This is a genomic window from Pedobacter sp., from assembly GCF_041662865.1.
Taxonomy (GTDB): domain Bacteria; phylum Bacteroidota; class Bacteroidia; order Sphingobacteriales; family Sphingobacteriaceae; genus Pedobacter.
The window spans coordinates 1-26,754 of the sequence record NZ_JBAZRL010000047.1; the positions used below are offsets into that span (position 1 = coordinate 1).

Annotated in this window: 21 protein-coding genes, 1 tRNA gene, 1 other RNA gene and 1 pseudogene; 15 read left to right on the forward strand and 9 right to left on the reverse strand. The window is 35.6% G+C overall.

All coding sequences use genetic code 11. From position 1 onward, the window contains the following. The 4 genes and pseudogenes from WC622_RS13505 to WC622_RS13520 all read left to right on the forward strand — a co-directional run. Positions 1-1,934, forward strand: a pseudogene (locus tag WC622_RS13505) (hypothetical protein); the annotation flags it as partial. A gap of 20 nt (positions 1,935-1,954) precedes the next feature. Then, a complete protein-coding gene (locus WC622_RS13510; protein WP_372820227.1) occupies positions 1,955-2,698 on the forward strand; it encodes a hypothetical protein in 744 nt (247 codons plus the stop codon). A gap of 24 nt (positions 2,699-2,722) precedes the next feature. Continuing rightward, on the forward strand, positions 2,723-3,649 hold the full coding sequence (locus tag WC622_RS13515) for a gliding motility-associated C-terminal domain-containing protein (protein ID WP_372820228.1): 927 nt from the start codon (positions 2,723-2,725) through the stop codon (positions 3,647-3,649). Between the two features lies 1 nt (position 3,650). Next, positions 3,651-4,628: a type IX secretion system membrane protein PorP/SprF gene (locus tag WC622_RS13520; RefSeq protein ID WP_372820229.1), complete on the forward strand. Its 978-nt coding sequence runs from the start codon at positions 3,651-3,653 to the stop codon at positions 4,626-4,628. 225 nt (positions 4,629-4,853) lie between these two features. Here WC622_RS13520 and WC622_RS13525 read toward each other — a convergent pair whose 3' ends face one another. The 5 genes from WC622_RS13525 to WC622_RS13545 form a co-directional block, all read right to left on the reverse strand. After that, positions 4,854-5,522 (reverse strand): hypothetical protein, encoded by a 669-nt coding sequence (locus WC622_RS13525; RefSeq protein WP_372820230.1) that lies wholly within the window; start codon positions 5,520-5,522, stop codon positions 4,854-4,856. Between the two features lie 238 nt (positions 5,523-5,760). Beyond that, on the reverse strand, positions 5,761-6,327 hold the full coding sequence (locus tag WC622_RS13530; protein ID WP_372820231.1) for a Crp/Fnr family transcriptional regulator: 567 nt from the start codon (positions 6,325-6,327) through the stop codon (positions 5,761-5,763). Between the two features lie 113 nt (positions 6,328-6,440). Further along, positions 6,441-6,875 carry a hypothetical protein gene (locus WC622_RS13535; RefSeq protein ID WP_372820232.1) on the reverse strand — a complete coding sequence of 145 codons (435 nt, stop codon included), beginning with the start codon at positions 6,873-6,875 and terminating at the stop codon, positions 6,441-6,443. 32 nt (positions 6,876-6,907) lie between these two features. Then, a complete protein-coding gene (locus WC622_RS13540; RefSeq protein ID WP_372820233.1) occupies positions 6,908-7,384 on the reverse strand; it encodes a cupin domain-containing protein in 477 nt (158 codons plus the stop codon). Between the two features lie 244 nt (positions 7,385-7,628). Beyond that, positions 7,629-7,701: transfer RNA gene (locus WC622_RS13545), tRNA-Lys, on the reverse strand. Between the two features lie 466 nt (positions 7,702-8,167). Here WC622_RS13545 and fucP point away from each other — a divergent pair. From fucP to WC622_RS13590, 9 genes are read left to right on the forward strand one after another with little or no spacing between them, the layout of a single operon-like run. After that, the gene (gene fucP, locus WC622_RS13550) at positions 8,168-9,445 is read left to right on the forward strand and encodes an L-fucose:H+ symporter permease (protein WP_372820234.1); all 1,278 of its coding nucleotides are present in this window, start codon (positions 8,168-8,170) and stop codon (positions 9,443-9,445) included. Between the two features lie 4 nt (positions 9,446-9,449). Continuing rightward, the gene (locus WC622_RS13555; protein ID WP_372820235.1) at positions 9,450-11,090 is read left to right on the forward strand and encodes a UxaA family hydrolase; all 1,641 of its coding nucleotides are present in this window, start codon (positions 9,450-9,452) and stop codon (positions 11,088-11,090) included. A 27-nt stretch (positions 11,091-11,117) separates the two neighbouring features. Next, a complete protein-coding gene (locus WC622_RS13560; protein ID WP_372820236.1) occupies positions 11,118-11,882 on the forward strand; it encodes an SDR family NAD(P)-dependent oxidoreductase in 765 nt (254 codons plus the stop codon). Between the two features lie 50 nt (positions 11,883-11,932). Beyond that, entirely contained in the window at positions 11,933-12,784 is an 852-nt protein-coding gene (locus WC622_RS13565) for a fumarylacetoacetate hydrolase family protein (RefSeq protein WP_372820237.1), read from the forward strand. Further along, positions 12,781-13,110: an L-rhamnose mutarotase gene (locus WC622_RS13570; protein ID WP_372820238.1), complete on the forward strand. Its 330-nt coding sequence runs from the start codon at positions 12,781-12,783 to the stop codon at positions 13,108-13,110. Before WC622_RS13565 ends, WC622_RS13570 begins: the two co-directional genes overlap by 4 nt. Then, entirely contained in the window at positions 13,110-13,934 is an 825-nt protein-coding gene (locus WC622_RS13575; RefSeq protein ID WP_372820239.1) for an amidohydrolase, read from the forward strand. The genes WC622_RS13570 and WC622_RS13575 overlap by 1 nt, the downstream gene beginning before the upstream one ends. A gap of 1 nt (position 13,935) precedes the next feature. Next, a complete protein-coding gene (locus tag WC622_RS13580) occupies positions 13,936-14,718 on the forward strand; it encodes an SDR family oxidoreductase (RefSeq protein ID WP_372820240.1) in 783 nt (260 codons plus the stop codon). 43 nt (positions 14,719-14,761) lie between these two features. Next, positions 14,762-15,874: a formylglycine-generating enzyme family protein gene (locus WC622_RS13585; RefSeq protein ID WP_372820241.1), complete on the forward strand. Its 1,113-nt coding sequence runs from the start codon at positions 14,762-14,764 to the stop codon at positions 15,872-15,874. Positions 15,875-15,884: 10 nt separating this feature from the next. Next, positions 15,885-18,044, forward strand: coding sequence for a glycoside hydrolase family 3 C-terminal domain-containing protein (locus tag WC622_RS13590; protein WP_372820242.1), 2,160 nt, complete (start codon positions 15,885-15,887; stop codon positions 18,042-18,044). A 137-nt stretch (positions 18,045-18,181) separates the two neighbouring features. Here the strand turns inward: WC622_RS13590 and WC622_RS13595 are convergent, their stop codons facing one another. Beyond that, on the reverse strand, positions 18,182-20,239 hold the full coding sequence (locus WC622_RS13595) for an OPT family oligopeptide transporter (protein ID WP_372820243.1): 2,058 nt from the start codon (positions 20,237-20,239) through the stop codon (positions 18,182-18,184). A gap of 128 nt (positions 20,240-20,367) precedes the next feature. Between WC622_RS13595 and WC622_RS13600 the strand changes: the two genes are divergently transcribed. Beyond that, positions 20,368-20,865, forward strand: coding sequence for a D-glycero-alpha-D-manno-heptose-1,7-bisphosphate 7-phosphatase (locus WC622_RS13600; RefSeq protein ID WP_372820244.1), 498 nt, complete (start codon positions 20,368-20,370; stop codon positions 20,863-20,865). A 318-nt stretch (positions 20,866-21,183) separates the two neighbouring features. Here WC622_RS13600 and fsa read toward each other — a convergent pair whose 3' ends face one another. The 3 genes from fsa to WC622_RS13615 form a co-directional block, all read right to left on the reverse strand. Beyond that, positions 21,184-21,843 (reverse strand): fructose-6-phosphate aldolase, encoded by a 660-nt coding sequence (gene fsa, locus WC622_RS13605; protein WP_372820245.1) that lies wholly within the window; start codon positions 21,841-21,843, stop codon positions 21,184-21,186. Positions 21,844-21,928: 85 nt separating this feature from the next. Beyond that, positions 21,929-22,028, reverse strand: an RNA gene (gene ffs, locus WC622_RS13610) — signal recognition particle sRNA small type. Between the two features lie 216 nt (positions 22,029-22,244). Further along, entirely contained in the window at positions 22,245-23,825 is a 1,581-nt protein-coding gene (locus WC622_RS13615; protein WP_372820246.1) for a hypothetical protein, read from the reverse strand. 515 nt (positions 23,826-24,340) lie between these two features. Here WC622_RS13615 and WC622_RS13620 point away from each other — a divergent pair. Further along, on the forward strand, positions 24,341-26,754 hold a 2,414-nt coding region (locus WC622_RS13620), incomplete at its 3' end, for a glutamate synthase central domain-containing protein (RefSeq protein ID WP_372820247.1).

Consider the following 26,754-nt stretch of genomic DNA (forward strand, 5'->3'; position numbering starts at 1 on the left):
ACACACCTATCAGTATTGGTGTTTCAGACACAAGTGAAGCGGTTTGGAAAGTAGAATTTCAGGACCCAGTAGGCACTGGTAATAGCAATGACATTACTGCGCCTGATATTGCTGCTAATGCAAATTGGACTCAAGCAACAGGCAACAGTGCAAATTATATAGCCGCTTGGGATGTTTCGGTACGAAACACTTCAAACACAGCTTGGCTCAGTGGTCGTGTTTATACCAATGTATTAAACCTTGGCATAAATAATAACTTTACTAGCAGTTCAAAAGGATTTCAAGTAACTAATTACATCCTTACCGAAGATGGCAGGGCCTATCGGGTAAAAACCAATGGTAACAATGGTTGGGCCTTCACTTTTTTCTCTAATAACAATGGTTTTGCCGTAAATGGGGTGCCTACTTACAAAAGTTTAAATGCTTCTACAACAGCCGCACTTTCTGGCCTTCATGACCCAAGAACACTAGATGATGCGTTGAACAAAACACATAAAATTTTCTATAACAAGCCAAATGCTGACCTACCAGCAACAGGGACAGCATTTGTAACTGCGGCAAATCAAACGACTTGGCTAAAAAAAAATGCTGTCTTACCCATCATCACAGACCTGAAATTTACAGGGGTCGAAGGTACAGAAGGTAAGATTAGCTATAAAGGAGCCAAAATATCTTTTACAGCTTCCTCATCCGGTAGTTACCAAATTACTATTCCAATGGCCAATAATGCAGATCGTGTCATTATTGGTTCTGCTGTTTCGGGTTATAACGAAATATTATGGGATGTTAAAGACGCCAATGGAAATTTTGTGCCCCCAGGGCCAATTACACCATTGGTACAAACTTTTTTAAGATCGGCAGAAGTACACTTTCCCTACATAGATATGGAAATCAATCCACAGGGGATTATTATCGAACTGATAGAGAACAATACTAGTTATTCCGTAAATCCTTTAAACACCAATCCATCAGAATATAGCGATGTGGTTTATTGGGACGATGTTAATATTAGCAATGCGGGTGTAGCCGGAAGTAATAGTTCTAACCCGGTAACCAATTTAACTGGCCAAAACAGTAACGCTAATGGACATAAGTTTGGTGCTTATAGCACAAACAATCAATTTGGTGATGAGCGTTCGATGGACACCTGGACTTATATCGAAAGTGGTAAAACAACTACATTAGTCGATATTGAAATTTTCCAAGCAGATTTAAAGATAGAATCGATTAGTCCAGATTTATCCAAATACTTTTCAGACCATACAATTACTTATACAGTTAAGGTACAGAATGATGGTCCTTCAGCGGCAAATGGGTCTCACTTAGCTATTGTATTGCCAACGGGATTAACCATTAGTTCAGTAACAACAGCTAACCAAAGTGCGGGTGTAAGTTTAAGCAACGCCATTACTGGTGCACAAAGTTATACGGCTTCACTTGATCTACCCAATCAAGGTACGATAGACATCGTTATCGTTGCAACCTTTACAGGAAGTTATAATCAACTTTTTAGCAACACCAAGGCGAGCATATTAAGGCCAGCCGATTTAAGTGACCCAGACGCGACAGGCAACAATGCTGCAGGGCCTGTAGATGCAGATGAAGAGTGTTTAAACGGAGCTCCACCAGGTGTAGGCTTATGCAACAATATTAAATATAATACAGTTAATGGACAGGAAGTATGCGAGGGAAGTAATATTACTGCTGTTAGTTATCCTTTATCTCCCGATGGAACACAATTTGAAAACTCAACGCTTCCAACAGCATTAAGCGCACTAGATGCAGCAGGAAACAGAACAGTAAGTGGCAGTCTGTCATCTTCTGGCATACAAACATTCTACATCAAAACATTGAACACCAAAAGAACACAGACCAATGTGATTATTAGATCTAATGCCTTACCAACAAAAGCACATATTCAATTAAACAATTAATAAATACATCACCAAAAACAATGAAGACTACATTTATCAAATCAATCTTAGCTACATTTATCATCATCTTGAGCGTAAGTGTAAAGAGTAAAGCACAAACTTACTATCCAGTTTATTTATGCGATGGCGGAACAGCGACCTTGCATACACCAGAAGAGAGTGGCCTATCAAACGGAGATAAGGTTTATTGGTATTTGGAGGGTGTTCAGGTAGGCGTTAAAACCTTTACTGGAACAGCCAACGAAACCGACTATGTTACACCAAACAATCTTTCGAATGGTGTACATAATTATACTAGTAAAATAGAGTCTGCTGCCGGATGTTGGGGAGATCTGTCAGACCCTTTTCAGGTTTACCAGCTACCCAGCAAAACTCTCGCACTAACAGCAAATAATGCTTCTTATTGTGGTGATAATACACTTTTAAGTTCAATAATTACCGCTACTACTACACCCGGTCAAGCATTACCTGACGGCATTGAGTATCAATATGTTTGGTCTGCAACAAAAAATGGAACTGCAGTGAGTCCACTCTCTGGAATTGGTTCAGATGATGCTTCAAAAACAGCTGTAAACAAATTTACCCTTAATACAACTGGCGCAGGCTCTTATGTGTTCAATGCCACTGTAAAATATATAACAACAGCTGCGAATACAGGCGTGCTAAAATCAGGTGATAATAAAGGGTGTGAAGTATCAGCTACTGCAACACAAACCGTAACCGTAACGCCAAAACCTGTTAAGCCTACAATCGTTATCCAATAGCATTGATTTTTATAAACCACTAGGTTGAACGTAAAACGGTACATATTACTGGCGTTCTTTTTTCTGCTGGCCAATTGGACATTTGCACAAGCAAATCCTACTGTTATTAGGATTCGTTTGGGTTCTTCGATCAAATTTGCTATAAAAGATCAAGCTGGGCTCTACTCGTACCAATGGTATCGAGATGGGAAGCCTATAGCCAATGCTACTGGATCAGCATATACCGCAAGCGTGGCAGGCTTATACCAAGTTGTTTCAATAAGTACAACAGGGTGTAAGTCAGATCTGTCGGATGGTTTTTTGTTAATACTAGAATATGCGGACCTAGAAGTCCATAAAATTTCAGAAAGACGATATGTGGGGCCAGGTGAAGCCTTTGAATATCAAATTTCAGTACAGAACAATGGAAATATCGATGCAACTGGGATAGAAGTGATAGATAAATTGCCAAGTAACTTAAAATATATAGGCATTACAGGCGAACACATTGGTAACGTTACGGTTGTTGATCAAGTGATTACATGGAAAATTCGTGTCCTAGCAAATAATCAAAAAATGGTTTTATCGCTAAAAACTACGGCATTTAAAGCCGGAAGAGTAGTAAATACCGCCAATGTAACGGCGGTTGAGCCAGATCCAAATTTGGCGAACAATGTGTCTACAGATGTAAAAGAGATTATTGGTGACGTGGTGGTGCCCAATGTAATTACACCCAATGGTGATGGCAAAAATGATGTTTTTAAAATAGACGGACTGGAACTTCATCCGAATAATACCCTGTCTATTTTTAACAGATGGGGTAATGAGGTGTATAGGAGCAATGGTTCTTACAAAAATGATTGGAATGGAAATGGTCTTAACGAGGGTACTTATTACTATTTATTGAAGATCAAGGAAAAGGATGGAAGTGAAAGAAGCACTACAGGTTGGATTACATTGATAAAAGATTAAAATGTGGAAATTAACTAAATTTATTTTGTTGTTGTGTGTAGCTGGCCCATCCTTTGCCCAGCAGGATGCGCAGTATAGCCAATATATTTTCAATGGTATATATATTAATCCGGCCTATGCTGGATATCGGGAACGCGTAAATATAAATGCAACATACAGAAACCAATGGACTGGCATTGAAGGTGCGCCTAAAAGCTTTTCTTTGGCTGTAGATGCCATAATGCCCAACGAACGTGTTGGTTTATCGCTAACAATGAGTGCAGAACAATTAGGTGCACAGAAAAACATATCAGCTTTTGCCAACTATGCTTACCGTTTGCCAATTAATGAAGAAGGAACTTCAAAGCTGGCATTTGGTTTAGGAATTGGCGTTATGCAATCGAGTTTAAATGGCGATATGTTAATTCCTAAAGATTTGAACGATAATTATATTCCAATTGGTACGGCAAAACAAATTCTTCCAGATATACATGCGGGCATGTTTTTCTCTACGCCCAAAATGTATATTGGTGCATCAGTCAACAATTTGATAGGTAAATATATATTGGACAAAAAAACTTTAGATTATAACTTTCCAACACCAAGACCTCATTATTACTTAACAGGTGGCTTATTAATTCCAATAGAAGAATATGTGATAGACTTTAAGCCTTTCTTTTTAATTAAAGATGATATTAAGGGACCAACAGTGTTAGATATAAATGCCTTTTTCTTGTTTAAGCAAGTGGTTTGGTTGGGAGCTGGTTACAGAACTGGTATCAAACTTTATAATAAACCCGCTTTACAAGGTGAGGTAAACAACAACAACGCCCTTATTGGCATGAGTGAAATATTTATTAGTCAACGTTTAAGATTGGGTTATTCTTATGATTTTAGCATGAGTAAATTAGCGGGTTATGCTGGTTCAACCCATGAAATTTCTCTAAGCTGGAATTTTTACACTATAAAGGAGAGACAATTAAATTTCTGTTATTTCTAAGCGTTGTGAATTCTAAATATAAAAATATTGGCAATGTCATCTGCTACTAGATATTAATAGAAGAATTATAAAATATGCTTAAAAACGTTTAACATTTCGGATGTTTTGTAAAAACCCGGGCTTTTTAACCCGGGTTTTACATCTGTTAACTCATGCTGAGTTTGGACACGGTACAACAAATGCATTTTTTGCCCAATTTAATCGCTTGAACACGCTACAGGCTTTTTATTGTGTTTGCCCTGCTGCAATTGGTTCATTAGCTACATCATTGTAGGCGAAACTAACGATACGCATTTTGGCTTCGTTTGCAATATGGCTAAGATGGATCCAACCATAATGAACCTTACCACCGATGATGATTTGCATAGCGAGATATTTATCAATTTTGGCCAACCATGGACCATCATAAGTTTTGGTTTGTGCTGGATTCTCAATGATATCGAGTAACATCCCTTTTATCATAAAGTTGCTCCAAATGGTATTGAATGCAGTAGTGGCATTGATTTGGGTGCCGGCATCAATCGCTTTGCCCCACATACCAATAACTAGTTCTTGGCTATTGTTTAGCATTAGTTTGGCTCCGCTTGTAGATACAGGACTTGCCTGAAAAAATAAATGAGACAGATTATCCTTTCCGACAAGCACGGTAGTGAAGTAGAAATCATTTTTGCCGTTATTATCGGCATCGATAGTAATAAATTTGTTGTAAGCTAATTCCTGATCAATCTGCGTGTAAACGATACTATTTTTTACTACCCTTGTTCCATTAACTGGTGAGTTGTTTTCTTGTATAGGAATTAAGGGATTTTCAGGGTCCTTTAGGATGTTTTCTTCCTTTTTACAGGCACCTATTAACAAGATTGCGCATAGCGCTAACGTAATGTGTTTTTTCATTTTTATAATTATTATTTAAAACTTAAGGACATGGCTTGCCCATATCTCATGACGTATTTTTTATTGCTATCGTTGCATTGCTTTTTGAAAATTTAACATGGTAGAAAAACAAAGCAGTAAAACAAATAGCTTATAAGATAATACGGTGCATTTCTTTCTCTATGTGTTTAATTGTATCACACAAAAATAAGGATGCGCTGTTTTACTCTATTTGATTCAAATCACAAAAATTATGTGGCTATTGGTGGAGTTTACGACGATAACGGCTTAGGGTTTCGCGAGTCATGCCAAGGTAGCTTGCAATATATTGTAGCGGTACTCGCTTAAAAATGGTTGGATGTTCTTCAATTAAAGAAAAGAAACGCTTTTCAGGTGAATCTTTCAAAAAAGCACTTTCGCGTTTTTCAGCACGAATAATTTGCTCCTGAATGATGATTTGTGCCAATTTATTCCATATAGGATAGTCTTCACATAATGTCTGCATAGCTTCATAAGGCATTTCGATGAGCTCGGTTTCTTCCATTGCCTGAATGTAAATGGTGGAGGGCTCATTCGAAAAAAGACTACTGAAAGAACAAACCAATCCATTTTCTAGCAGAAAATCTTTACAAATCTGACGATCTTCCATTTGATAATAATAACGAATACTACCTTTTTCAATGAAAGCGATCGATTGACAAAGATCGCCTTCAAATAAAAAATGTTCATTTTTTTTTAGAAACCTGACACTTGTAATCGATTTTAACGCATTTATTTCTGCTGTCGACGGTTTGATGAGCCGCTCGATATTAAATAATACTCTCATTGCAAGGCAAATATCCCAAATTTGGTAGAAATATTATAAAGCCTGCAACTATTTTATAAATAATTCACTGAAGGACAGCAATTTTCGAATATCAAGATTTCAAGATGTAAAAATTAAAGAGACTTGTATTTCTCTATTAGCCAGCTTTCTGCAGCAACGAGTGTTTCAAAAAGCACAGTTGTAACTTGTCGTGAGTTTTGATTTTTAAGGGCTAGTGAAGACATTTTAGAAAACAAATCAGGCGATGTAATGCTGATGTTATACCTTAGCCCACACTGGTAACAGAAAGGCCACATTTCATCCCTAATCCAATCAACTACTCCGATCCAAGCGCCCTGTATCTCTTTAGTATCGTGAACATGAAAGCGACATTTTTTGGATTGGCCTTCATTTTTTTGCCAGTTCATCATTCCTATGGACGCCCGTTTTACATCTTCTTCTGAACAGTAGCCTATCCATCGCATCAGTAGGTAGTTTTTGCTAGGTTTGTAAGCCAGTGTTGCATATACATCACCTGCTTGATTTCTAAATTTTTCTATAGTAACCACGGTTTTAAAATTGCTCGCCTAATTTAACGAAATTACAAATGAAAAGTCACCCCGTATTCAGAGGCAAGGGCAATCGCTTTCTCGGCATCGATTTTTGTAAAATCAGGTGCAATATTCAACGCAGGAATATCATGAGCAAATTGAACTGGTTGTCCTATGGCGCGAAAATAGTCTACCAATAGCCCGGGCATAGCCATTACCAATAGTTTACCAGTTTTTTGACCAGTGTTTCTATAGTTGTGCACATTGTTTGAAGGCACATGGATCACACTTCCTGGCACAGCAGGGATTAACGAACCATTCAGCATAAATTCAAATTCGCCTTCCAATACATAGAAAACTTCTTCGTCTGTATGGCTATGCGGTGGCGGGCCTGCAGATGGTGGCACAGTTTCTTCCCAAACGGCATACTTGTTGTTTGTTGCCGATGTAGGGACAAGATAAGTGATGAGAATAGACAGTACCATAAGCTGTTCACGATTCTCTTTAAAATGATTTTGTTTATTCATTGCTTTATGTTTTTATTGCCACAAAGTAACGAAGAGGGGAGCCTTAGCCCATTTGATTCAAATCACAATTGCAAGGAGTAATCACAAAATTTTGTAAAAGCCTAAAGGTTTTATCATAACTTTCGTATGCCCACTAATTATTCACCAAGTTTTGTAAAATCATATAATTTAACATTTCGCAAAAAGCAAAAACCCTGCTAATCGTGAGATTGCAGGGTTTTATAAATTTTGATAGTCTTTGGTGTGATCCCGCTGGGATTCGAACCCAGGACCACTACATTAAAAGTGTAATGCTCTACCAGCTGAGCTACGGAATCTACTTTGAATTAAACGACGAAGCGTTTGTTTTAAAGTGGTGCAAATATATGCTTCTCCTGTTTTTAATGCAAGGTTTTTTTTAACTGAATACGTAGATTACTGATTTATAAGTGGATTAATTACAATTCGCAATTTTAAATGGTAAATAATAGTACTTTTTTAGATCAAAAATAATGTAATAACTTAGTTAAATAGCCTGTTTCATCTACTTTCTCTTATTTTTATTAAGTAGAATCGTAGCTATAGTTAGTATTGCATTAGGAGTGATGGGACTAATCTATTTCTTAAAATTTAATTTAATTATCAATTTTTTAATTAATTTAAGCTTAGGTATCCAATATCGCTTACTATTTAGACAATATGTTTGAATGATGTGCTTTTTGTAATGCTTTTATTTGTGTAGCGGAGGATATTTTAGTTATTGAAATTTCTTTTGGCAAAATCAAACCAAACTAAATCTAAATTATGAACCAAACCAAGGGCAACAAATACCTTTTCCCGCTCATTTTAGTAACCAGCTTATTTTTCTTTTGGGGCTTTGTACACAACCTCGATCCAATTTTAATTCCACATTTACGCAAAGCTTTTCTATTAAATGATTTAGAATCTTCGTTAGTAGATTCATCTGTCTTTATTGCTTATTTCGTAATGGCGTTACCTGCAGGGTTTATCATGCGTAAATATGGTTACAAATCTGGTATACTAATAGGGCTGCTACTTTTTGGAACTGGTTCAATTCTTTTTGTACCCGCGGCAAATACCTTACAATATGTATTCTTTTTAGGCGCTCTATTTATCATCGCCTGTGGTTTAACGTTCTTAGAAACAGCTGCAAATCCATACGTAACTATTTTAGGGCCACCAGAAACAGCTACTCAGCGTATAAATTTTTCTCAATCTTTTAATGGACTGGCGGCTTTTGTTGCACCAAACTATATTGGTAAAATGATACTTTCTGGAAAGGAATTAACTGCAGCACAACAGCAAGCTATGTCCCCAGAGCAATTAAATGCGTATTTAAGTAATGAAGCAGCGAGTGTTAAAGGGCCTTATTTAATATTGGGTATTATCATATTTATTGTAGCTGTTATATTTTTCTTTACTAAATTACCTGATATCAAACATGAGGAAGAAGGAGAAAGTGGCGTTGCAAGTTTTTCTGGAGCATTTAAATCGATTAAATTAAGATGGGGAATACTAGCCCAATTCTTTTATGTGGGTGCCCAAGTTTGTGTGGGTAGTTTCTTTATCAAAATGAGCACACATGCTGCTGGTTTAAGTGAAACCATGTCGACAACTTATTTAGGAATATTTGGTTTAGCCTTTATGTTAGGACGTTTTTTTGGTACATTCTTAATGCGTTACATCAATCCAAGAAAATTACTTATCATATATGCTATCATCTGTTCAGTTTTAACGGCTATTGCTATTTTCGCTTCTGGAATAATAGTGGTTTATATGTTAATTGGCATTGCATTTTTCATGAGCATTATGTTCCCAACCATTTTTTCAATCGGAATAGAAGGCTTAGGTCATAATACTAAAATAGGTTCATCCTTAATTGTAATGGCAATTGTTGGTGGTGCAGCTTTACCGCCAATCTTAGGTTTAATTTCAGATGCCACCCAAAATATTCAATACGGTTATTTAGTGCCCCTAATTTGTTTTATCGTTATACTGATCTTTGGTATAAATAATAGAAATTCAGAGAAAAACGGATTACCAAAATCTTCAGTTAATTAATAAAATGAAACACCGAGTATTAAAAATTCATAAAAACGATAATGTTTTAGTCGCATTAAACGATTTAGCCAAAGGCGATGTAATTCATTTCGAAGAAGAAGATTTTATCCTTCAAGAAGATATTCCTGCCAAGCATAAATTTTTTATGCAAACAATGAAACCAGGAGAAGAAGTTATCATGTATGGTGTACTAGTAGGCAAAACGCAAAATGAGGTTTTAAAAGGAAGCCGAATGAGTACTGCAAATACACATCATGCAGCCGAACCTTTTGCCTATAGAAATGCAAATTACGATTGGCATGCACCAGATGTTGATCAGTTCTCCAACCGAAGTTTTTTAGGTTACCACCGTAGTAACGGAGAAGTAGGTACAGCTAATTATTGGTTATTTATTCCAACAGTTTTTTGTGAAAATAGAAACTTGGATATGATTAAAGAAGCACTGTATGCAGAACTTGGTTATGCCGTTGGCGATAAGTATAAATCGTATACTCAGCAATTAATTAAAGCCTATCAAAATGGGGCTAATATTGATGAGGAATTGTTGCTTCCTAGTCATGAAAACACACGCAATCGTTTGTTTAGCAATGTAGACGGGATTAAGTTTCTAAATCATAGTGGTGGATGCGGTGGTACTAGACAAGATGCCGAAACTTTGAGCAAACTATTAGCTGCTTATGCCGATCATCCTAATGTTGCTGGAGTTACAGTTTTAAGCTTAGGTTGTCAGCATTTACAAGTAAGTGATTTTACTGCCGAACTGAAAAAACGCAATCCTTCATTCGATAAACCTTTGTTAGTTTTTGAACAGCAGGGTGCAAAAAGTGAAGAACAACTAATTAAAGATGCCATACAAGAAACCTTTAAAGGATTAATTGATATCAATAAAATAGAACGAAAACCAGCACCCCTAAGTAAGCTTTGTTTAGGTGTAAAATGCGGTGGTAGCGATGGTTTTAGTGGTATTTCTGCAAATCCAGCAGTTGGTTATTGTGCAGATTTATTAGTCGCACTTGGTGGTAAAGTATTATTAGCAGAGTTTCCAGAGTTGTGTGGAGTAGAACAAGAAATGATAGACCGTTGTGAGAATGAAGAATCTGCTCGTAAGTTTATTCGTTTAATGACAGAGTATAATGCATTGGCGCATCAAGTTGGTTCAGGTTTTCATATGAATCCATCTCCAGGAAATATAAAAGATGGTTTAATTACAGACGCGATAAAATCTGCAGGTGCGGCTCGTAAAGCTGGCTCATCACCAGTAACTGATGTTTTAGATTATACGGAGCCTGCTATTAAGGCTGGATTAAATCTAGTGTGTACGCCAGGTAATGATGTAGAAGCAACAACGGGAAAAGCAGCTGCAGGAGCAACGTTGATTTTATTTACCACAGGTTTAGGTACACCAACAGGGAACCCCATTTGTCCGACCATTAAAGTGGCTACTAATACAGGTTTAGCGCAACGAATGAAAGATATTATCGATATCGATGCTGGTGCTATAATTTCAGGAGATAAAACCATTGCAGAAATGGGTGCCGATATTCTTAATTATTGTATTAGGGTTGCCAGCGGTGAAGAAATTCCTAAAGCAGTACAGTTAAATCAGGATGATTTCATTCCTTGGAAAAGAGGGGTTAGTCTTTAAAATTAATAAAAACAATAAATTTAATACATGTTTTCATTTCAACATAAAAAAGCAGTAATTACAGGTGGTGGTAGTGGAATTGGGAAAGCTATTACACTTGCGTTAGCTCAGAATGGAGCAGAAGTACATATTTTAGAACTCAGCGCAGAAAATGCAGAAAAAACAGTAGCAGAAATACAAGCTGCTGGAAATACAGCTTTTGCTCATAGTTGTAACGTGGCTATTCAATCAGAAACGGTTGCTGTTTTCGAGAAAATAGGCGCTATTCATGTTTTAGTAAATAATGCAGGAATTGCACATATCGGCAAAGCGGATACTACAGCAGAAGAAGATTTTGATAAAGTAATGAATGTAAATGTAAAAGGCGTTTACAATTGTATTCGTGCTGCTATTCCACAGCTTCGAAAAAGTGGAGGCGGAGTAATTTTAAATATGGCATCGATAGCCGCATTAGTTGGTTTAGCTGACCGTTTTGCCTACAGCACAGCTAAAGGAGCGGTAAAAGCAATGACCATGAGCGTCGCTAAAGATTATCTTACAGAAAACATTAGATGCAATTCTATCTCTCCAGCTCGGGTGCATACACCATTTGTAGATGGTTTCCTAGATAAAAACTACGCAGATAATAAAGAAGAAATGTTCGATAGATTATCTAAATCGCAACCCATTGGCCGTATGGCAAAACCAGAAGAAATTGGTTACTTAGCGTTGTATCTATGTAGCGACGAAGCTTCCTTTATTACAGGCTTAGATTACGCTATTGATGGCGGTTTTACAACATTGAATAATTAAAATAAAAACACATAAAATACCTCAGGGCTTATAAATAGAATAAAAAGAACATGAAATTAATCAGATTTGGAGAAATAGGGAAAGAAAAACCAGGTGTAATCATTAATAATGAATACTTTGATGTATCAGATTTAGTAACAGATTATAATGAGGATTTTTTTAGTGAGGGAGGAATTGAAAAACTGGAAAAAGAAATATCAGGAGCAAACCTTAAAAAAGTAGATTCTAATGTACGTTTAGGTTCTCCACTAGCTAGGCCATCCAAATTGCTTTGTGTGGGTTTAAATTATTTAGATCATGCTAAAGAAACCAATGCGCCAATACCAACAGAACCTATTTTATTTTTTAAATCTACAACCGCCATTGTTGGTCCAAACGATGATTTAATTATCCCGAAAGGAAGTAAAAAAACAGATTGGGAAGTAGAACTAGCAATTATAATTGGAAAAAAAGCAAGTTATGTGGAAGAAGCAGATGCATATGATTATATAGCAGGTTATTGCTTACACAATGATTATAGCGAAAGAGAATATCAATTAGAGCGTAATGGGCAATGGGCAAAAGGTAAGGGTTGTGATACTTTTGCGCCTTTAGGTCCATATATTGCTACAAAAGACGAAATAGCTGATGTACATCAATTAAATTTATGGTTAACTGTAAATGGTAAGAAATTACAAGACGGGACAACCGCTAACTTAATTTTTAACGTTCCTTTTATTGTACATTACATTAGTCAGTTTATGACTTTATTACCTGGAGATGTAATTACGACGGGAACCCCTGCTGGTGTAGGTTTAGGTCAAAAACCAGAACCTTGGTACCTTAAACCTGGAGACGTTGTCGAATTAGGTATTGATGGTTTAGGGACAAGTAAACAAACTGCCAAAGCATACACCGTATGAAAAGATATTGTTTTGCCTTAGATCTTGTTGATGATGAAGCATTAATTGCTAAGTACGAGGAATACCATGCTGCAGTTTGGCCAGAAATTATAAAGAGCATTACAGATTCTGGAATTGAATTATTAGATATTTATCGTACTGGTAATCGGTTATTTATGATTATGGAAGTAAATGATACATTTAGTTTTGAACAAAAGAACGCAGCTGATTTAGCAAATCCAAAAGTACAAGAATGGGAAACCTTAATGTGGAAATATCAACAAGCATTACCATTTGCAAAACCAGGTGAAAAGTGGATTTTGATGGATAAAATTTTCAGTTTATAATGATTGATACCCATGTGCATTTCTGGCAATTTGATCCGATAAGAGATTCCTGGATAAATGATGAAATGGCAATTTTGCGTCAGGATTATTTACCTAGCGACCTTATTAAAGAATTAAAAGCTAACCAAATACAAGGTTGCATAGCAGTTCAAGCAGATCAATCTATAACAGAAACTGATTTTTTACTTTCATTAGCACAACACAATTCTTTTATTAAGGGAATTGTAGGCTGGATAGATTTAAAAAGCCCAAACTTGACTGAACAGCTAACAACATATGCGAAACAACCCATAATTAAAGGCTGGCGTCATGTTGTGCAAGCAGAACCAACAGGTTTTCTTTTACAACAAGATTTTATTGACGGAATTAAGAGTTTAAAACAATACCATTACACCTACGATATCTTGATTAAACACCATCAGTTACCAGAAGTAATTGAATTTTTAAACAAGGTAGAAGATCAACCCTTTATAATCGATCATTGCGCTAAACCAGATCTTAAAAATAAAGAAATCAAGGATTGGGCAAGAAATATCCGCATCATTGCGCAACAAAAAAACGTATGTTGTAAATTATCAGGACTTTTAACTGAATGTGATTGGGCAAATTGGGATGAAAAAACAATATTTAACTGTCTAGATGTAATTTTTGAAAGGTTTGGGCCAGACCGAATTCTATTTGGAAGCGATTGGCCTGTGCTATTATTAGCTTCCAACTATACACACTGGATTAACCTATTAAAAAAATATACAAAAGACTTTACAGTAGCACAACAGCAAGCAATTTTTACCGATAATGCTGTAAAATTCTATAATATCAACTGAAATGAACTTAAATCTAACTCATAAAATAATTATTGTTACTGGTGCTGCTAAAGGAATTGGAGCTGCTATTGCTAAAGTTTTGGCTGCTGAAGGAGCTTTACCTATTATAATTGGTAGAAATGAAAGCGATAATTTGAAATTAGTGAACGAAATTAAAGCTTTAGGACAACAAATTGATTTCGTTACTGCCGAATTAACCGATCCAGAGGCAAGCAAACACGTGGTAGAAACCGTGATCAGTAGGTATGGAAAAATAGATGGATTGATTAATAATGCAGGTGTAAATGACGGAGTGGGTTTAGAAAATGGAAGTTATGAAGGCTTTATTGCTTCATTGCATAAAAATGTAATCCACTATTATATGTTGGCGCATCATGCTTTACCAGCTTTAAAGAAAAGTAAAGGGGCAATTGTAAATATTGGAAGTAAAACAGGAGAAACTGGACAGGGAGGAACATCAGCTTATGCAGCAGCAAATGGTGCTCGTAATGCTTTAACAAGAGAATGGGCGGTAGAATTATTACCTTATGGTATTCGTGTGAATGCTGTAATTGTGGCGGAATCGTTCACTCCACTTTATCAAACCTGGATTAGTACGTTCGATAATCCAGAAGAAAAATTAAAGACCATCACTGATAAAATTCCATTCGAAAAAAGAATGACAACGCCTGAAGAAATTGCACAAACTGTTGTATTTTTACTTTCAGACAAATCGAGCCACACTACTGGTCAATTAATCCATGTAGACGGTGGTTATGTACATTTAGATAGATCGATATCCTAATTTTTATTTGAGCATATCTTTATTCTTTTTTAACTAAAAACTAATGACGAAAGGTTTATACGCTGTTTTTTTTCTAGTTGCTATTGGTGTTTTTTCTTGTAATCGGACAATGCCTAAAGATGAAAAAGCTACCGCAAAAAGTGCACTAGCGTCTTGTGAAAGCAATTTACCATCACGTTTTGGAGAAACCACTTCAGGTCTGAACATTAAACAGGGCAAAGCAGATCATAAAGGAATGGTATGGGTTAAAGGTGGTTCTTTTGTAATGGGATCTGCAGATAAGGAAGGTAGAGAAGATGAATTTCCTAGACATAAGGTTGAATTGGATGGTTTTTGGATAGATATTACAGAAGTTACGAATGCGCAGTTTAAAGCTTTTGTTAAAGCGACTGGATATATTACAACTGCCGAACGCAAACCAGATTGGGAAGAAATCAAAAAACAGGTTCCGCCAGGCACACCTAAACCACCTGATAGCGTATTAGTTGCTTCTTCTTTAGTTTTTAGCCCACCTAATCATGCTGTTAATTTAAACGATGCTTCGCAATGGTGGAGTTGGGAAAAAGGAGCAGATTGGCAACATCCACAAGGACCAAAAAGCAATATTATCGGAAAAGATAATTATCCTGTTGTTCAGGTTTCATGGAATGACGCAATGGTGTATTGCAAATGGGCTGGTAAACGTTTACCAACCGAAGCCGAATGGGAGTATGCAGCTCTTGGCGGTTTAAAAGATGTAAGTTACCCATGGGGAAATGAGGATATTGAAAAAGGTAAACCTAAAGCAAACACTTGGCAAGGAAGTTTTCCTAATAAAAATACAAATTGGGATGGTTTTTACAGATTAGCCGCTATAAAACAATTTAAACCAAACGGATACGGCTTATTTGATATGGCTGGAAATGTTTGGGAATGGTGTAGCGATTGGTACGATCATGACTATTATGAAACCGTAAAAAATAAGGTCAGCCACAATCCAACCGGACCAATTAAAAGTAATGATCCAATGGAACCATTAGTGCCAAAAAGAGTAGTAAGAGGTGGATCTTTTATGTGTAATGCAACGTATTGTAAAGGCTATCGTGTAAGTTCAAGAATGAAAACATCTGCAGATACTGGCCTTGAACATACTGGTTTCAGATGTGTTGCAGATTAATAACATCAAAATGAAAAAAATTGCACTACTTGCTTATTTGCTCTTAACTCTTTTTGTTTTAAAAGCACAAGATGCTCCTTATCTTAATCCAAATTTACCCTTAGATTCTCGTGTACAGGATTTACTAAAGCGAATGACTTTAGAAGAAAAAGCATTGCAAATGAATAGTAATGCACCTGCAATTGACCGATTGAAAATGCCAGCTTATAATTGGTGGAACGAAGCTTTGCATGGCGTAGCTAGAGCTGGTTTGGCAACTTCTTTTCCTCAACCAATTGGTTTAGCTGCCACATTTAATGAACAAGGAATTTTTGATATGGGTGTTACAGTTAGTGATGAAGCTAGGGCAAAACACCATCAATTTGTACGTGAAGGGAATAGAGCGATTTATACGGGTTTAACTTTTTATTCACCAAACGTTAATATTTTTAGAGATCCGCGATGGGGAAGAGGTCATGAGACTTTTGGTGAAGATCCTTATCTGACAGGCAAATTAGGTGTAGCTTTTGTAAAAAGCATGCAGGGCGATGATCCTAAATATTTTAAGACCATTACTACAGCGAAACATTTTGCGGTACATAGTGGCCCAGAGCCAAGTCGACATGAGTTTGATGCAAAACCTAATAAAAGAGATCTTTGGGAAACTTATTTGCCTGCTTTTAAAATGCTAACACAAGAAGGACATGTCTATTCTTTCATGTGTGCTTATAATCGTTTATATGGTAAACCTTGTTGTAGTGATGCTTTTTTGTTAAACGATATTTTACGTAACCAATGGGGATTTAAAGGTTTTGTTGCAACAGACTGTGGTGCACTTTACGATTTTTTCATGTTTCATAAAACTGCAAAAGATAGTGTTGAAGCGGTAGCACAAGCTATTAAAGCAGGTTCAGATAATCAATGTTGGGGATATGGTGCTGCTGTAATTCCCGCTATTAAACAAGGTTTATTAAAGGAAAGTGAATTAGATACAGCAGTAGCTCGGTTATTAAGAGCAAAATTTAAACTAGGAATTTTTGATCCTGAAGAACTAAATCCTTTTTCGAAAATCCCATATAGCGTAGTTAACAACGAAGTTCATCAAACACAAGCTTTGCAAATGGCAAGAGAATCTATAGTGTTGTTAAAGAATAATAAAAATACATTACCGCTTAAAAAGGATTTAAAGAATTTAGCTGTGATTGGCCCTAATGCAAATGATGCAGAAGTTTTATTGGGTAATTATAATGGTGATCCTGCACATATTGTCACACCATTAGAAGGTATTAAAAAAGTATTCGCTCAAACAAATGTGTTATATGCAAAAGGATGTAATGTAATCGATACCCCTAACTATAACCATAAAAGTGATTTTGATGAAGCATTAGCTACTGCAGCAAAGGCAGATGTTATTGTTTTCGTTGGCGGAATTTCACCAAGATTAGAAGGAGAGGAGCTAAAAATAAAAGTACCAGGTTTTTTAGGCGGAGATAAAACGGATTTGAATTTACCAATTATACAAACTGAACTGCTAAAAGAGCTTAAAAAGCTAGGCAAACCTATTGTTTTGGTGTTATTAAATGGAAGTGCGTTAGCTATTAATTGGGAGCAAGAAAACATAGATGCCATTATAGAAACTTGGTATGGTGGCGAAAAAGGTGGCGCCGCATTGGCAGATGTATTGATTGGAAATTATAATCCAGCAGGAAGATTACCGATAACATTTTATAAATCAATTAATGATATTCCTGCTTTTGATAATTACAGCATGGAAGGTAAAACGTACCGTTATGTTACCAGACCAGTACTTTATCCTTTTGGTTACGGATTAAGTTATACCAATTTCACTTACAGTGATTTAAAATTATCAGCCAATAAATTAGATGCAACTACTCCATTGAAAATTAATCTATCATTAAAAAATACAGGTAATTATGATGGCGATGAAGTTGTACAGCTTTATATCAAACAAGAAGGTGCTAATATGCCGATTAAGGAATTGAAAGGTTTCAAACGTATCCATCTCAAAAAATGCGAACAACAAGCTTTAACCTTTGAATTAAAGTCAGCGGATATACAACATTATAATGCGCAAAGTGATTCAATGCAAATATTGCCTGGCAAAGTTCAACTCCTAATTGGTTCATCATCTGCTAAAGCAGAATTGATAGGAAGTTTTGAATTGAAGTAAAATTTTAAGGCTCTTGTCATTCAGAAAGAAGCGAAGAATCTCTATTCTTAAAGTACTCTCGTCTTCCTCACGAAAGTAGGAATCTTAAAGTTTATTGCATTACGATTGCCAGTCAAGCTGGCAATGACGCCATAGGTTTAATCTATCTTTTCTTGTTTTTTAATTCCAATAGTATATAATACAAAACCCATAAATAAGAAGAACAATACCCCTAATATTTGGTAACCACCTTCACCAAACCAATTGGTAAATATAGGCTCGATATTTACCTTGCTTAAATTATCTCGAACAGATGGAATAACCATTAGGATAGCTACTATTACACCAGCAATTGCACCACCAGCTACTAAACCAGTTGCAAATAAATTTCCTGGAGCAATTTCTTCTTCTTCAACAGATTTTATTTTTTGTTTTTCTCTCCAGTTTACCAAACCTTTAATAGCACCACCAGCAAAAATAGGTAGCGTAGTAGATAGAGGTAAATAAGCTCCAACTGCAAACGATAAGGCATTGATTCCACATAATTCAATAGTAATTGCAATGAAAACACCGACTAACACATATTGCCAATCTAAGTTAAACGACAACATTCCTTTAATTAAAGTAGCCATTAAAGTTGCTTGCGGTGCAGCGTATGTTTCAGTTCCAATTGCATGATGAATACCTTGTTTCAGCATTTCTGCAGTAGGTGTATCTAATATCCGTACAGTAAGTCCAATAACAATTGATGATACAATTGCTCCAATAAATAAAGCAATTTGTTGATACTTTGGCGTGGCACCAATGAGATAACCCGTTTTTAAATCTTGAGAGGTGGCTCCAGCATTTGCGGCTGCAATACAAATCATTCCGCCAACTACCAAGGCCATCGGTTCATATATTTTACCTGTCCAACCAACGGCAATAAAAACTAAACACGTTCCCATTATAGTAGCAATCGTCATTCCCGAAATCGGATTATTACTTGAGCCAATTAAACCTACAATGCGGCTAGAAACCGTAACGAAGAATGCGCCAAATACAACAACTAAAACGCCAATTAGTAATTTATTTAAAATGCTATCACCTGGAATTTGAGGTAAAACAGCCATTAAAAGAATTAAAACTAAACTTCCAATTCCAACTAATTTAATAGATAAATCTCTATCTGTACGTTTAATAACACCACCTGCTTTACCTTCTTTAATTGAACTCACACTTTCTTTAAAAGAAGAGATAATAGTCGGAATAGTTTTTAATAATGTAATAAAACCACCTGCTGCAACTGCACCAGCACCAATTTGCTTTACAAATGCTTGGTAAATTGCTCTAGGATAATCGGCAAAAGTTTGTGTAATTGGATCCCAGTTCCCAGCGCCACCGGGTTTAGTAATATCTAATAATAAACCCAGTTTAGTTAATTGCTTTGCGGCAACCAATGGATCTATCAACGTAGCTAATAATGGAATTAATGCTAACCACGCTAAAACACCGCCTGCAACTAAAATTCCTGATATTTTAGGACCAATTATATAACCAACGCCCATATATTCTGGTGTAATTTCTCCACTAACTTGTGCAGAAGGCAAGAATTTGTTTGCTTGTTTGGTTGCCCAAGTAGGTGCTTCTGCAACTACATGAAATACTTTTTGTAGTAAAGCATACACCAATGAAAAACCCAATCCCCAAAACGCAGTTCGAGCAAAAGCTCCACCTTTTTCACCTGCCTGCAAAACAGAGGCACATGCTGTACCTTCGGGATAAGGCAAGTTTTCATGTTCTTTTACAATCAATGATCTACGTAAAGGAATCATCATTAATGTTCCTAAAATCCCTCCTAAAATAGCCAGGATAAGAATAGTCATATAATTAAAAAAAGCTTCACTTGAGCTCTGACCACCAATTCCTGTACTTAAAAATAAAAATCCTGGTAAGGTAAAAACAACGCCTGCTGCAATAGATTCGCCAGCAGAACCCGTAGTTTGTATAATGTTGTTTTCTAAAATAGTAGTATTAAAGAATTTTTTACCTAATGTAATTGCTAAAACCGCAATTGGTATGGAAGCAGATACTGTTAATCCGGCTTTTAGGGCTAAATAAACCGTTGCCGCACCAAAAATAATTCCAGCAATACAACCTAATAAAATAGATTTGATGGTAAATTCTGCAACGTTACTTTCTGCAGGAACAAAAGGTTTAAATTCTTCTTTACTCATTTGATGAAAATTTAAAAATTAAAGTTAATTTAATTTATTGGAATGTTGTAAAACTGTAAGGTTGTAATGTTTTGAATCCAAAACGTTTTAACTTTAAAACATTCAAACTTTTCAACATCTTTGCCAAAATGAAAAATAAAGCGATTTTTTTAGATAGAGACGGCGTATTAAATCATGAGATTTACGATTATATATGCAAAGTAGAAGACTTTGAAGTTTTGGAATATCAAATTCCACCTTTAAAAAGGTTATATGATGAAGGTTATTTATTGATTATAATTACCAATCAAGGCGGAATTGCTTTAAATAGATATACAGAAGATATTTTAGCAGAAATGCATTCTATTTTGTTTAAAACATTTGAAGCAAAAGGAGCAAAAATTACTCATGCGTATCATTGCCCACATCACCCATCAGTTTCAGAACCATGTCAATGTAGAAAACCTTTATCTGGTATGTTATTAGAGGCTATTGCTACCTATGATATAGATCCTAGTTTATCAGTTATGATTGGTGATAAACCAAGAGATGTTGAAGCAGCGAATGGAGCAGGAGTAAGGGGTATTTTAATCGACCCTGATGAACTGATTGATTATGATAAAGTTAAAGCTGTTTTAATGGGTTAATTAATTTCTTATTAACTTTTTCAATAAGAGTACAACCTGCTCCAAAAATCTTAGTTGCATTACGTAAAGTTTATAACATCATTTTATCTTAAGGTTCGCTTCGAGTTAAGCAGGTATTAATACCATATTGAATCCGTATCAAGTCCGCATTATATGGTAAAGATGCGGACTAGATGCGGACTTGCTATTAAGATGACTAAGCTTAATCATACTGTATATTCTAATTAATTGCGAAAATTGCAGGAGTGCTTTAGGTATAAAAAAAGCCTCGAAATATTCGAAGCTTTCTATTTTTTTAATCTTAAAAGATTTAAAAGACTATTTTCCGTTTGCCTTAGCATGATCTGCTAAGAAAGTAGCTAAACCACTATCAGTTAATGGGTGTTTTAATAATGCAGTAATTGCAGCTAAAGGAGCCGTAATTACATCAGCACCTAATTTTGCACAAGCAACAATATGCAATGGACCGCGAATTGATGCGGCTAAAATCTGAGTTGGATAACCATAATTATCAAATATTAAACGGATATCTTCAATTAGCTGTAAACCATCTGTAGAAATATCATCTAAACGACCTAAAAATGGAGATACATAACTTGCTCCAGCTTTTGCAGCTAATAAAGCTTGTCCTGGAGAGAAAATTAATGTACAGTTAGTTCTAATTCCCTTGCTAGAAAAATATTTAATGGCTTTAACACCATCTTTAATCATAGGTACTTTAACAACTATTTTAGGATTTAAAGCTGCTAGTGCTTCACCTTCTTTAACAATACCATCAAAATCTGTAGCAATAACTTCTGCACTTACATTGTCATCAACTATGTTGCAGATCGCTTTATAGTGAGCAATTACATTAGCATCGCCAGTAATTCCTTCTTTGGCCATTAAACTAGGATTAGTAGTAACACCATCTAAAACACCTAAATCTTGTGCTTCTTTAATTTGATCAAGATTTGCCGTATCAATAAAAAATTTCATAATTTCTAATTTCCCAGTAGGGAATAATTGAGGTAAGAAGAACCCTGATTAATTTACACGCCCCTTCAGGGGGTAAGGGGAAAAAAATGGGCAAGCAACTTTTATCGCACCGCTACAACCTTCTACCCTTGCTTCGTTCCCGCCCTGGGGGAGTTCAAAGGGAGCTGATCGTAAAAGACTTGCCCGGCACAAAGGTAGAAAAAACAGCGATTTTACAAAAGGAAATGTATTTATTTTTGGTCATGATTATTATCTGTTTGATTAGTAGTGATTTGTAATGTCAATTTCAAATGAATAATAATATGTAGGTTAGATAATACCTCATTATTCTTTTGCTACCTCGGTTTTTCACCCTATCTTTTTCTATATTGTAATAGGTTCTTACTTGATTATTACAATATCTAATGATGGCCATCTTTAAGCATTTCTTTTGCTAAAACTTGCCCCAACTTATTATACACTACTAAATAGCTATCTTCATTTGCAACCAAAGGTAGTTGGTATGTTTGTTTTGCAGGTATCAAACAGGTGAAATATGGTATAGCTGATTGATAAGCACTACTATTGTTAAGTTCTTTTTGATAAAATAGGGAAACTTGAACAGTTTCGTCATGTTGGTTCCGATAGTTGAACTTGTTTGGCCAATCAGACCAATCTTCAATTTTATTGTTCAATAGAAACAGGTCTACATTCGCTACCTCTCCAATATCCTTAAATTTATCATAGTTGATTATCTGATAGGTAAATGGCGAGAACTTACGGTATAAGTTAAGATGGGTCTGGCTAATGGTTAATGGATCAATATTGTATTTTTCAAAAAGCAATTGAGCCATCCATTTTTTGCCCGTATTGTCAGCTTGTTCTAAAATATGATCGATGCCAGCAATTACCAATACCTTGGCATTCTTGTCTTTCGCAAAAGTTTTTTCGTATAAATTATCAGCTTGTTTAATTTCACGGTCTTTATTGATACCCATATGCTCATAGCTTACAAAGTTATAGCCGAGTTGCTTAGCTGTTCTTAGCAGATTTCCATAATGTTGTTCTCTGGTATAAAAACCAGTTGCCAAAATAGGATAAGCATTGTATTGATTTAAAACAGTATCGCTTGATAATGCTTCTAAAGCTAAATAATTGTAGCCAACGGCTTTTAACTGCTTAAGCAGGTTAATAATAAATATTCTATGATTAGGGTAGAAGTGGTTTTCATTGATCATGACTAAGCGTTTAGCTTTGGCCATCTGTACAATTTTTTCAAATGCTTGATCATTGCCTAGGTTTCCATTTTTAATTACATCTATTAGATTAGTATTGAGTTGAATAGTTGATTCTTGTTGTGCTAACAATTTAGTGTAATCTGGATTATTAGCTAAAAAAGAACCATAAGTTAATTGCATCTGTAGTTCAAAACTATTGCCCTGGTTCTTTGGAATAGGAAATTGTTTGATTTCGCTCAGGGTTTGATAAAAATGATTAGACTTCATAGCACCATTTACTACATCCATAACGGTATTATTATGCTCGGCATAACCTTCGCCGATCTTTAGACTTTTTACCATTCTATCCAAATCGGACTTTAACGCGATCTGAGCATTGGGATCAGAAAGGCCAATAAAATGTAAGGATATTCCATTTAAGATGGTGTCAACAATAACTTTTCTTGAGCTTTTACTTTCTTGTTGATTGCCGATAGTAATGACTACGTGATAGGCTGGATCTGTGGTTGTGCCATAAAACAGAATAGCATTTTTGGATTTAAACCTGCTGCTTTTTAATTTTTTTTTGATTGCGCTAGAGGTGTTGGCATAAGTAATATCCGCAGGCGAATTAAAATATAAGGATAAACTATCATTGTAAATATGAATATTAAAACCCTTGATGTAACGATTATATGGAACGAGTTTACTTATTTTAGGACTGCATGCTGTAAACAATATTAAAACAATAATGGTCAGTTTGCCAAATGAAGAAATATATTTCATTTCTAAATATAAAAACTTTATAAAATACCTACAAAATTAGTTATAGTAAACTGCTTTAGTAGTAAAAGAGAGATATCTCGATATTAAATGTAGATGGCTCTTTCCCTAACTACGTATAACAAGAAGTAGATAAAAATTACCATGTCGATTTAGCCTTAATTTCGTAAGCTGATTTTGATAAAAAGAATTAAAAAACTAGCATTAAAATCTCTTAAATAATGAGTTTAAATGATCTAAATACGTTTTACTATGCATAAATAATAAATGTTTAATTATCAAATTGACAATTGATAACGATTTCGATTGCCAAATTCATAATTATGGTCGGTTTATTTCACTAAAATATATTTTATTCAAAAAAAGATTACTGATAATGCAATTTGCAGTTATTTTTCATTATCTTAGTGTTTCCTATACACTAACTAAAACCAATATGAAATTATCATAGTCAAGTCTATTGAATCTTTTCAAAAATCTGTCTAAAGATAGCTTCATACCCCTAAAAATGTACGCAAATGAACCACTTGAATGAACAACAGGGATTATACCGTAAAAGCTTTGAACACGATGCCTGCGGTATCGGTTTCGTAGCGCATGTGAAAGGGCGAAAGTCGCACCAAATTATTTCAGATGCCATTACTATACTCGAAAATCTAGATCACCGCGGCGCTTGTGGTGCAGAACCAAATACAGGTGATGGGGCAGGGATTATGATTCAAGTTCCTCATGAATTTTTATTCGATGAATGTTTAAGAACTGGTTTCAGTTTACCTGCTTATGGCGATTACGGCGTAGGTCAACTTTTTTTACCTAAAGAAATTCGTGCTAGAGAGGAATGTCGTGAAATTATTTACCGCACTGCCGAAAAACTAGGTTTAGAAATTTTAGGATTCAGAAAAGTACAAGTAGATACAACTGATATTGGCAACATGGCACTTTCTGTTGAACCAGAAATAGAGCAAGTATTTGTAGCCAGACCATATCATATTGCCGAAGGAGCAGATTTTGAGCGTAAACTTTTCGTACTTAAAACCTATTTAACCAAAACAATTTATAACACCGTAGCTGGAAGTAAAGATGAATTTTATATCGTTTCATTTTCTTCACGCACTATTATATATAAAGGTCAACTAACTTCTTTACAGGTTAGAACCTATTTTACAGAATTGAGTGATAAACGAATGGTTTCGGCCTTTGGCTTAATTCACTCACGTTTTGCAACTAATACTTTCCCATCATGGCGATTAGCCCAACCGTTTAGATTCATTGCCCACAACGGTGAGATTAATACGCTGCAAGGAAATTTAAACTGGTTTAGATCGAGTGTTAAATCTTTTGCATCACCTTATTTTACACCTGAAGAATTAAATATGATTCTTCCAGTAATCGATGAAACTCAATCAGATTCGGGCTGTTTAGATAACGTAGTTGAATTGTTATTACATGCGGGCCGTTCTTTACCACACGTGTTAATGATGTTAATTCCAGAAGCTTGGGATGGTAATGACGATATGGATCCGATTAAAAAGGCTTTCTATCAATTCCACGCTTCGTTAATGGAGCCCTGGGATGGACCAGCAGCTATTGCCTTTACTGATGGAAATTTAATTGGTGCAACTTTAGATCGTAACGGTTTACGTCCATCTCGTTATGTGTTAACTAGCGATGATCGCGTAATTATGGCATCAGAATCAGGTGCTTTAGCAATTGATCAGAGTACAGTAATAGAAAAAGGCAGATTAACTCCTGGAAAAATGTTTGTTGTAGATATGCAACAAGGTAGAATTATCAGTGATCAAGAAATTAAACAACAAGTTTGCGGTCGTAGACCGTATGCAGACTGGATTAATCAATATCAAATTAGATTAGAAGAATTGCCAGAACCAAGGGTAATGTTTACCAATTTGGCATCAGACTCTATTTTTAAATATCAACAAGTATTTGGTTATAGCAGAGAAGATATCGATTTATTGTTAAAACCAATGGCTATTGAAGGTAAAGAGGCAATTGGGTCGATGGGAACAGACACACCATTGGCTATTTTATCAAAACAACCTCAGCATTTATCATCGTATTTCAAACAGTTGTTTGCTCAAGTAACCAATCCGCCAATCGATCCAATTCGTGAAAAAGTTGTGATGAGTTTGGCTGGATTTATGGGAAATAATGGAAATCTATTGGAAGAAAACCAAATGCAATGTCACTGTGTGGGCATTAAACATCCAATATTAACCAATTTAGAATTAGAGAAATTACGAAGTATAGATACTGGATTATTCCAATCTAAAACACTACAAATGTATTTTAGAGCTGATGGAAAACCTGGAGCGATGGCAAAAGCGCTAGATCGTTTGTGTCGTTATGCGGTTGATGCAGTTGAAGATGGTTTCCAAGTTATTGTACTTTCAGATAGAGCAATTGATTCAGAACATGCTGCAATTCCTTCTTTGTTAGCAGTATCATCAGTGCATCATCACTTAATTAGAAAAGGTTACCGTGGTGCAGTTGGCATCGTAATAGAAGCGGGCGATGTTTGGGAAGTTCACCATTTTGCAACGTTAATTGGCTTTGGCGCAACTGCTGTTAATCCATATTTAGCTTTAGAAACCATTAAAGGCTTTGATAAAGAAAGTGGCTTAAAATCTGAAAAATTAATCGCTAATTATATTTATGCAGTGAACAATGGATTGTTAAAGATCTTCTCTAAAATGGGGATTTCTACTTTGCAATCGTATCATGGTGCACAAATATTTGAGATTTTAGGCATAAATGAACAAGTAGTAAATACACATTTTACTGGTGCCGTATCTCGCATCGGCGGATTAGGATTAGATGAAATTGCGCATGAAACATTGATTAAACATCGTCGTAGTTTTGGTCCAAAAACACAAGCAGAACCAGTTTTAACTACTGATGGAACTTATAAATG

Excerpts from the sequence above, each read along its gene's own strand:
- WC622_RS13595 (WP_372820243.1), bottom strand. The coding sequence starts at position 20,239 with ATGAGTAAAGAAGAATTTAAACCTTTTGTTCCTGCAGAAAGTAACGTT.
- WC622_RS13600 (WP_372820244.1), top strand. The coding sequence starts at position 20,368 with ATGAAAAATAAAGCGATTTTTTTAGATAGAGACGGCGTATTAAATCAT.
- WC622_RS13585 (WP_372820241.1), top strand. The coding sequence starts at position 14,762 with ATGACGAAAGGTTTATACGCTGTTTTTTTTCTAGTTGCTATTGGTGTT.
- WC622_RS13540 (WP_372820233.1), bottom strand. The coding sequence starts at position 7,384 with ATGAATAAACAAAATCATTTTAAAGAGAATCGTGAACAGCTTATGGTA.
- WC622_RS13580 (WP_372820240.1), top strand. The coding sequence starts at position 13,936 with ATGAACTTAAATCTAACTCATAAAATAATTATTGTTACTGGTGCTGCT.
- WC622_RS13565 (WP_372820237.1), top strand. The coding sequence starts at position 11,933 with ATGAAATTAATCAGATTTGGAGAAATAGGGAAAGAAAAACCAGGTGTA.
- WC622_RS13560 (WP_372820236.1), top strand. The coding sequence starts at position 11,118 with ATGTTTTCATTTCAACATAAAAAAGCAGTAATTACAGGTGGTGGTAGT.
- WC622_RS13590 (WP_372820242.1), top strand. The coding sequence starts at position 15,885 with ATGAAAAAAATTGCACTACTTGCTTATTTGCTCTTAACTCTTTTTGTT.
- WC622_RS13575 (WP_372820239.1), top strand. The coding sequence starts at position 13,110 with ATGATTGATACCCATGTGCATTTCTGGCAATTTGATCCGATAAGAGAT.
- WC622_RS13530 (WP_372820231.1), bottom strand. The coding sequence starts at position 6,327 with ATGAGAGTATTATTTAATATCGAGCGGCTCATCAAACCGTCGACAGCA.
- fucP (WP_372820234.1), top strand. The coding sequence starts at position 8,168 with ATGAACCAAACCAAGGGCAACAAATACCTTTTCCCGCTCATTTTAGTA.
- WC622_RS13510 (WP_372820227.1), top strand. The coding sequence starts at position 1,955 with ATGAAGACTACATTTATCAAATCAATCTTAGCTACATTTATCATCATC.
- WC622_RS13555 (WP_372820235.1), top strand. The coding sequence starts at position 9,450 with ATGAAACACCGAGTATTAAAAATTCATAAAAACGATAATGTTTTAGTC.
- WC622_RS13525 (WP_372820230.1), bottom strand. The coding sequence starts at position 5,522 with ATGAAAAAACACATTACGTTAGCGCTATGCGCAATCTTGTTAATAGGT.
- WC622_RS13520 (WP_372820229.1), top strand. The coding sequence starts at position 3,651 with ATGTGGAAATTAACTAAATTTATTTTGTTGTTGTGTGTAGCTGGCCCA.
- WC622_RS13615 (WP_372820246.1), bottom strand. The coding sequence starts at position 23,825 with ATGAAATATATTTCTTCATTTGGCAAACTGACCATTATTGTTTTAATA.
- fsa (WP_372820245.1), bottom strand. The coding sequence starts at position 21,843 with ATGAAATTTTTTATTGATACGGCAAATCTTGATCAAATTAAAGAAGCA.
- WC622_RS13570 (WP_372820238.1), top strand. The coding sequence starts at position 12,781 with ATGAAAAGATATTGTTTTGCCTTAGATCTTGTTGATGATGAAGCATTA.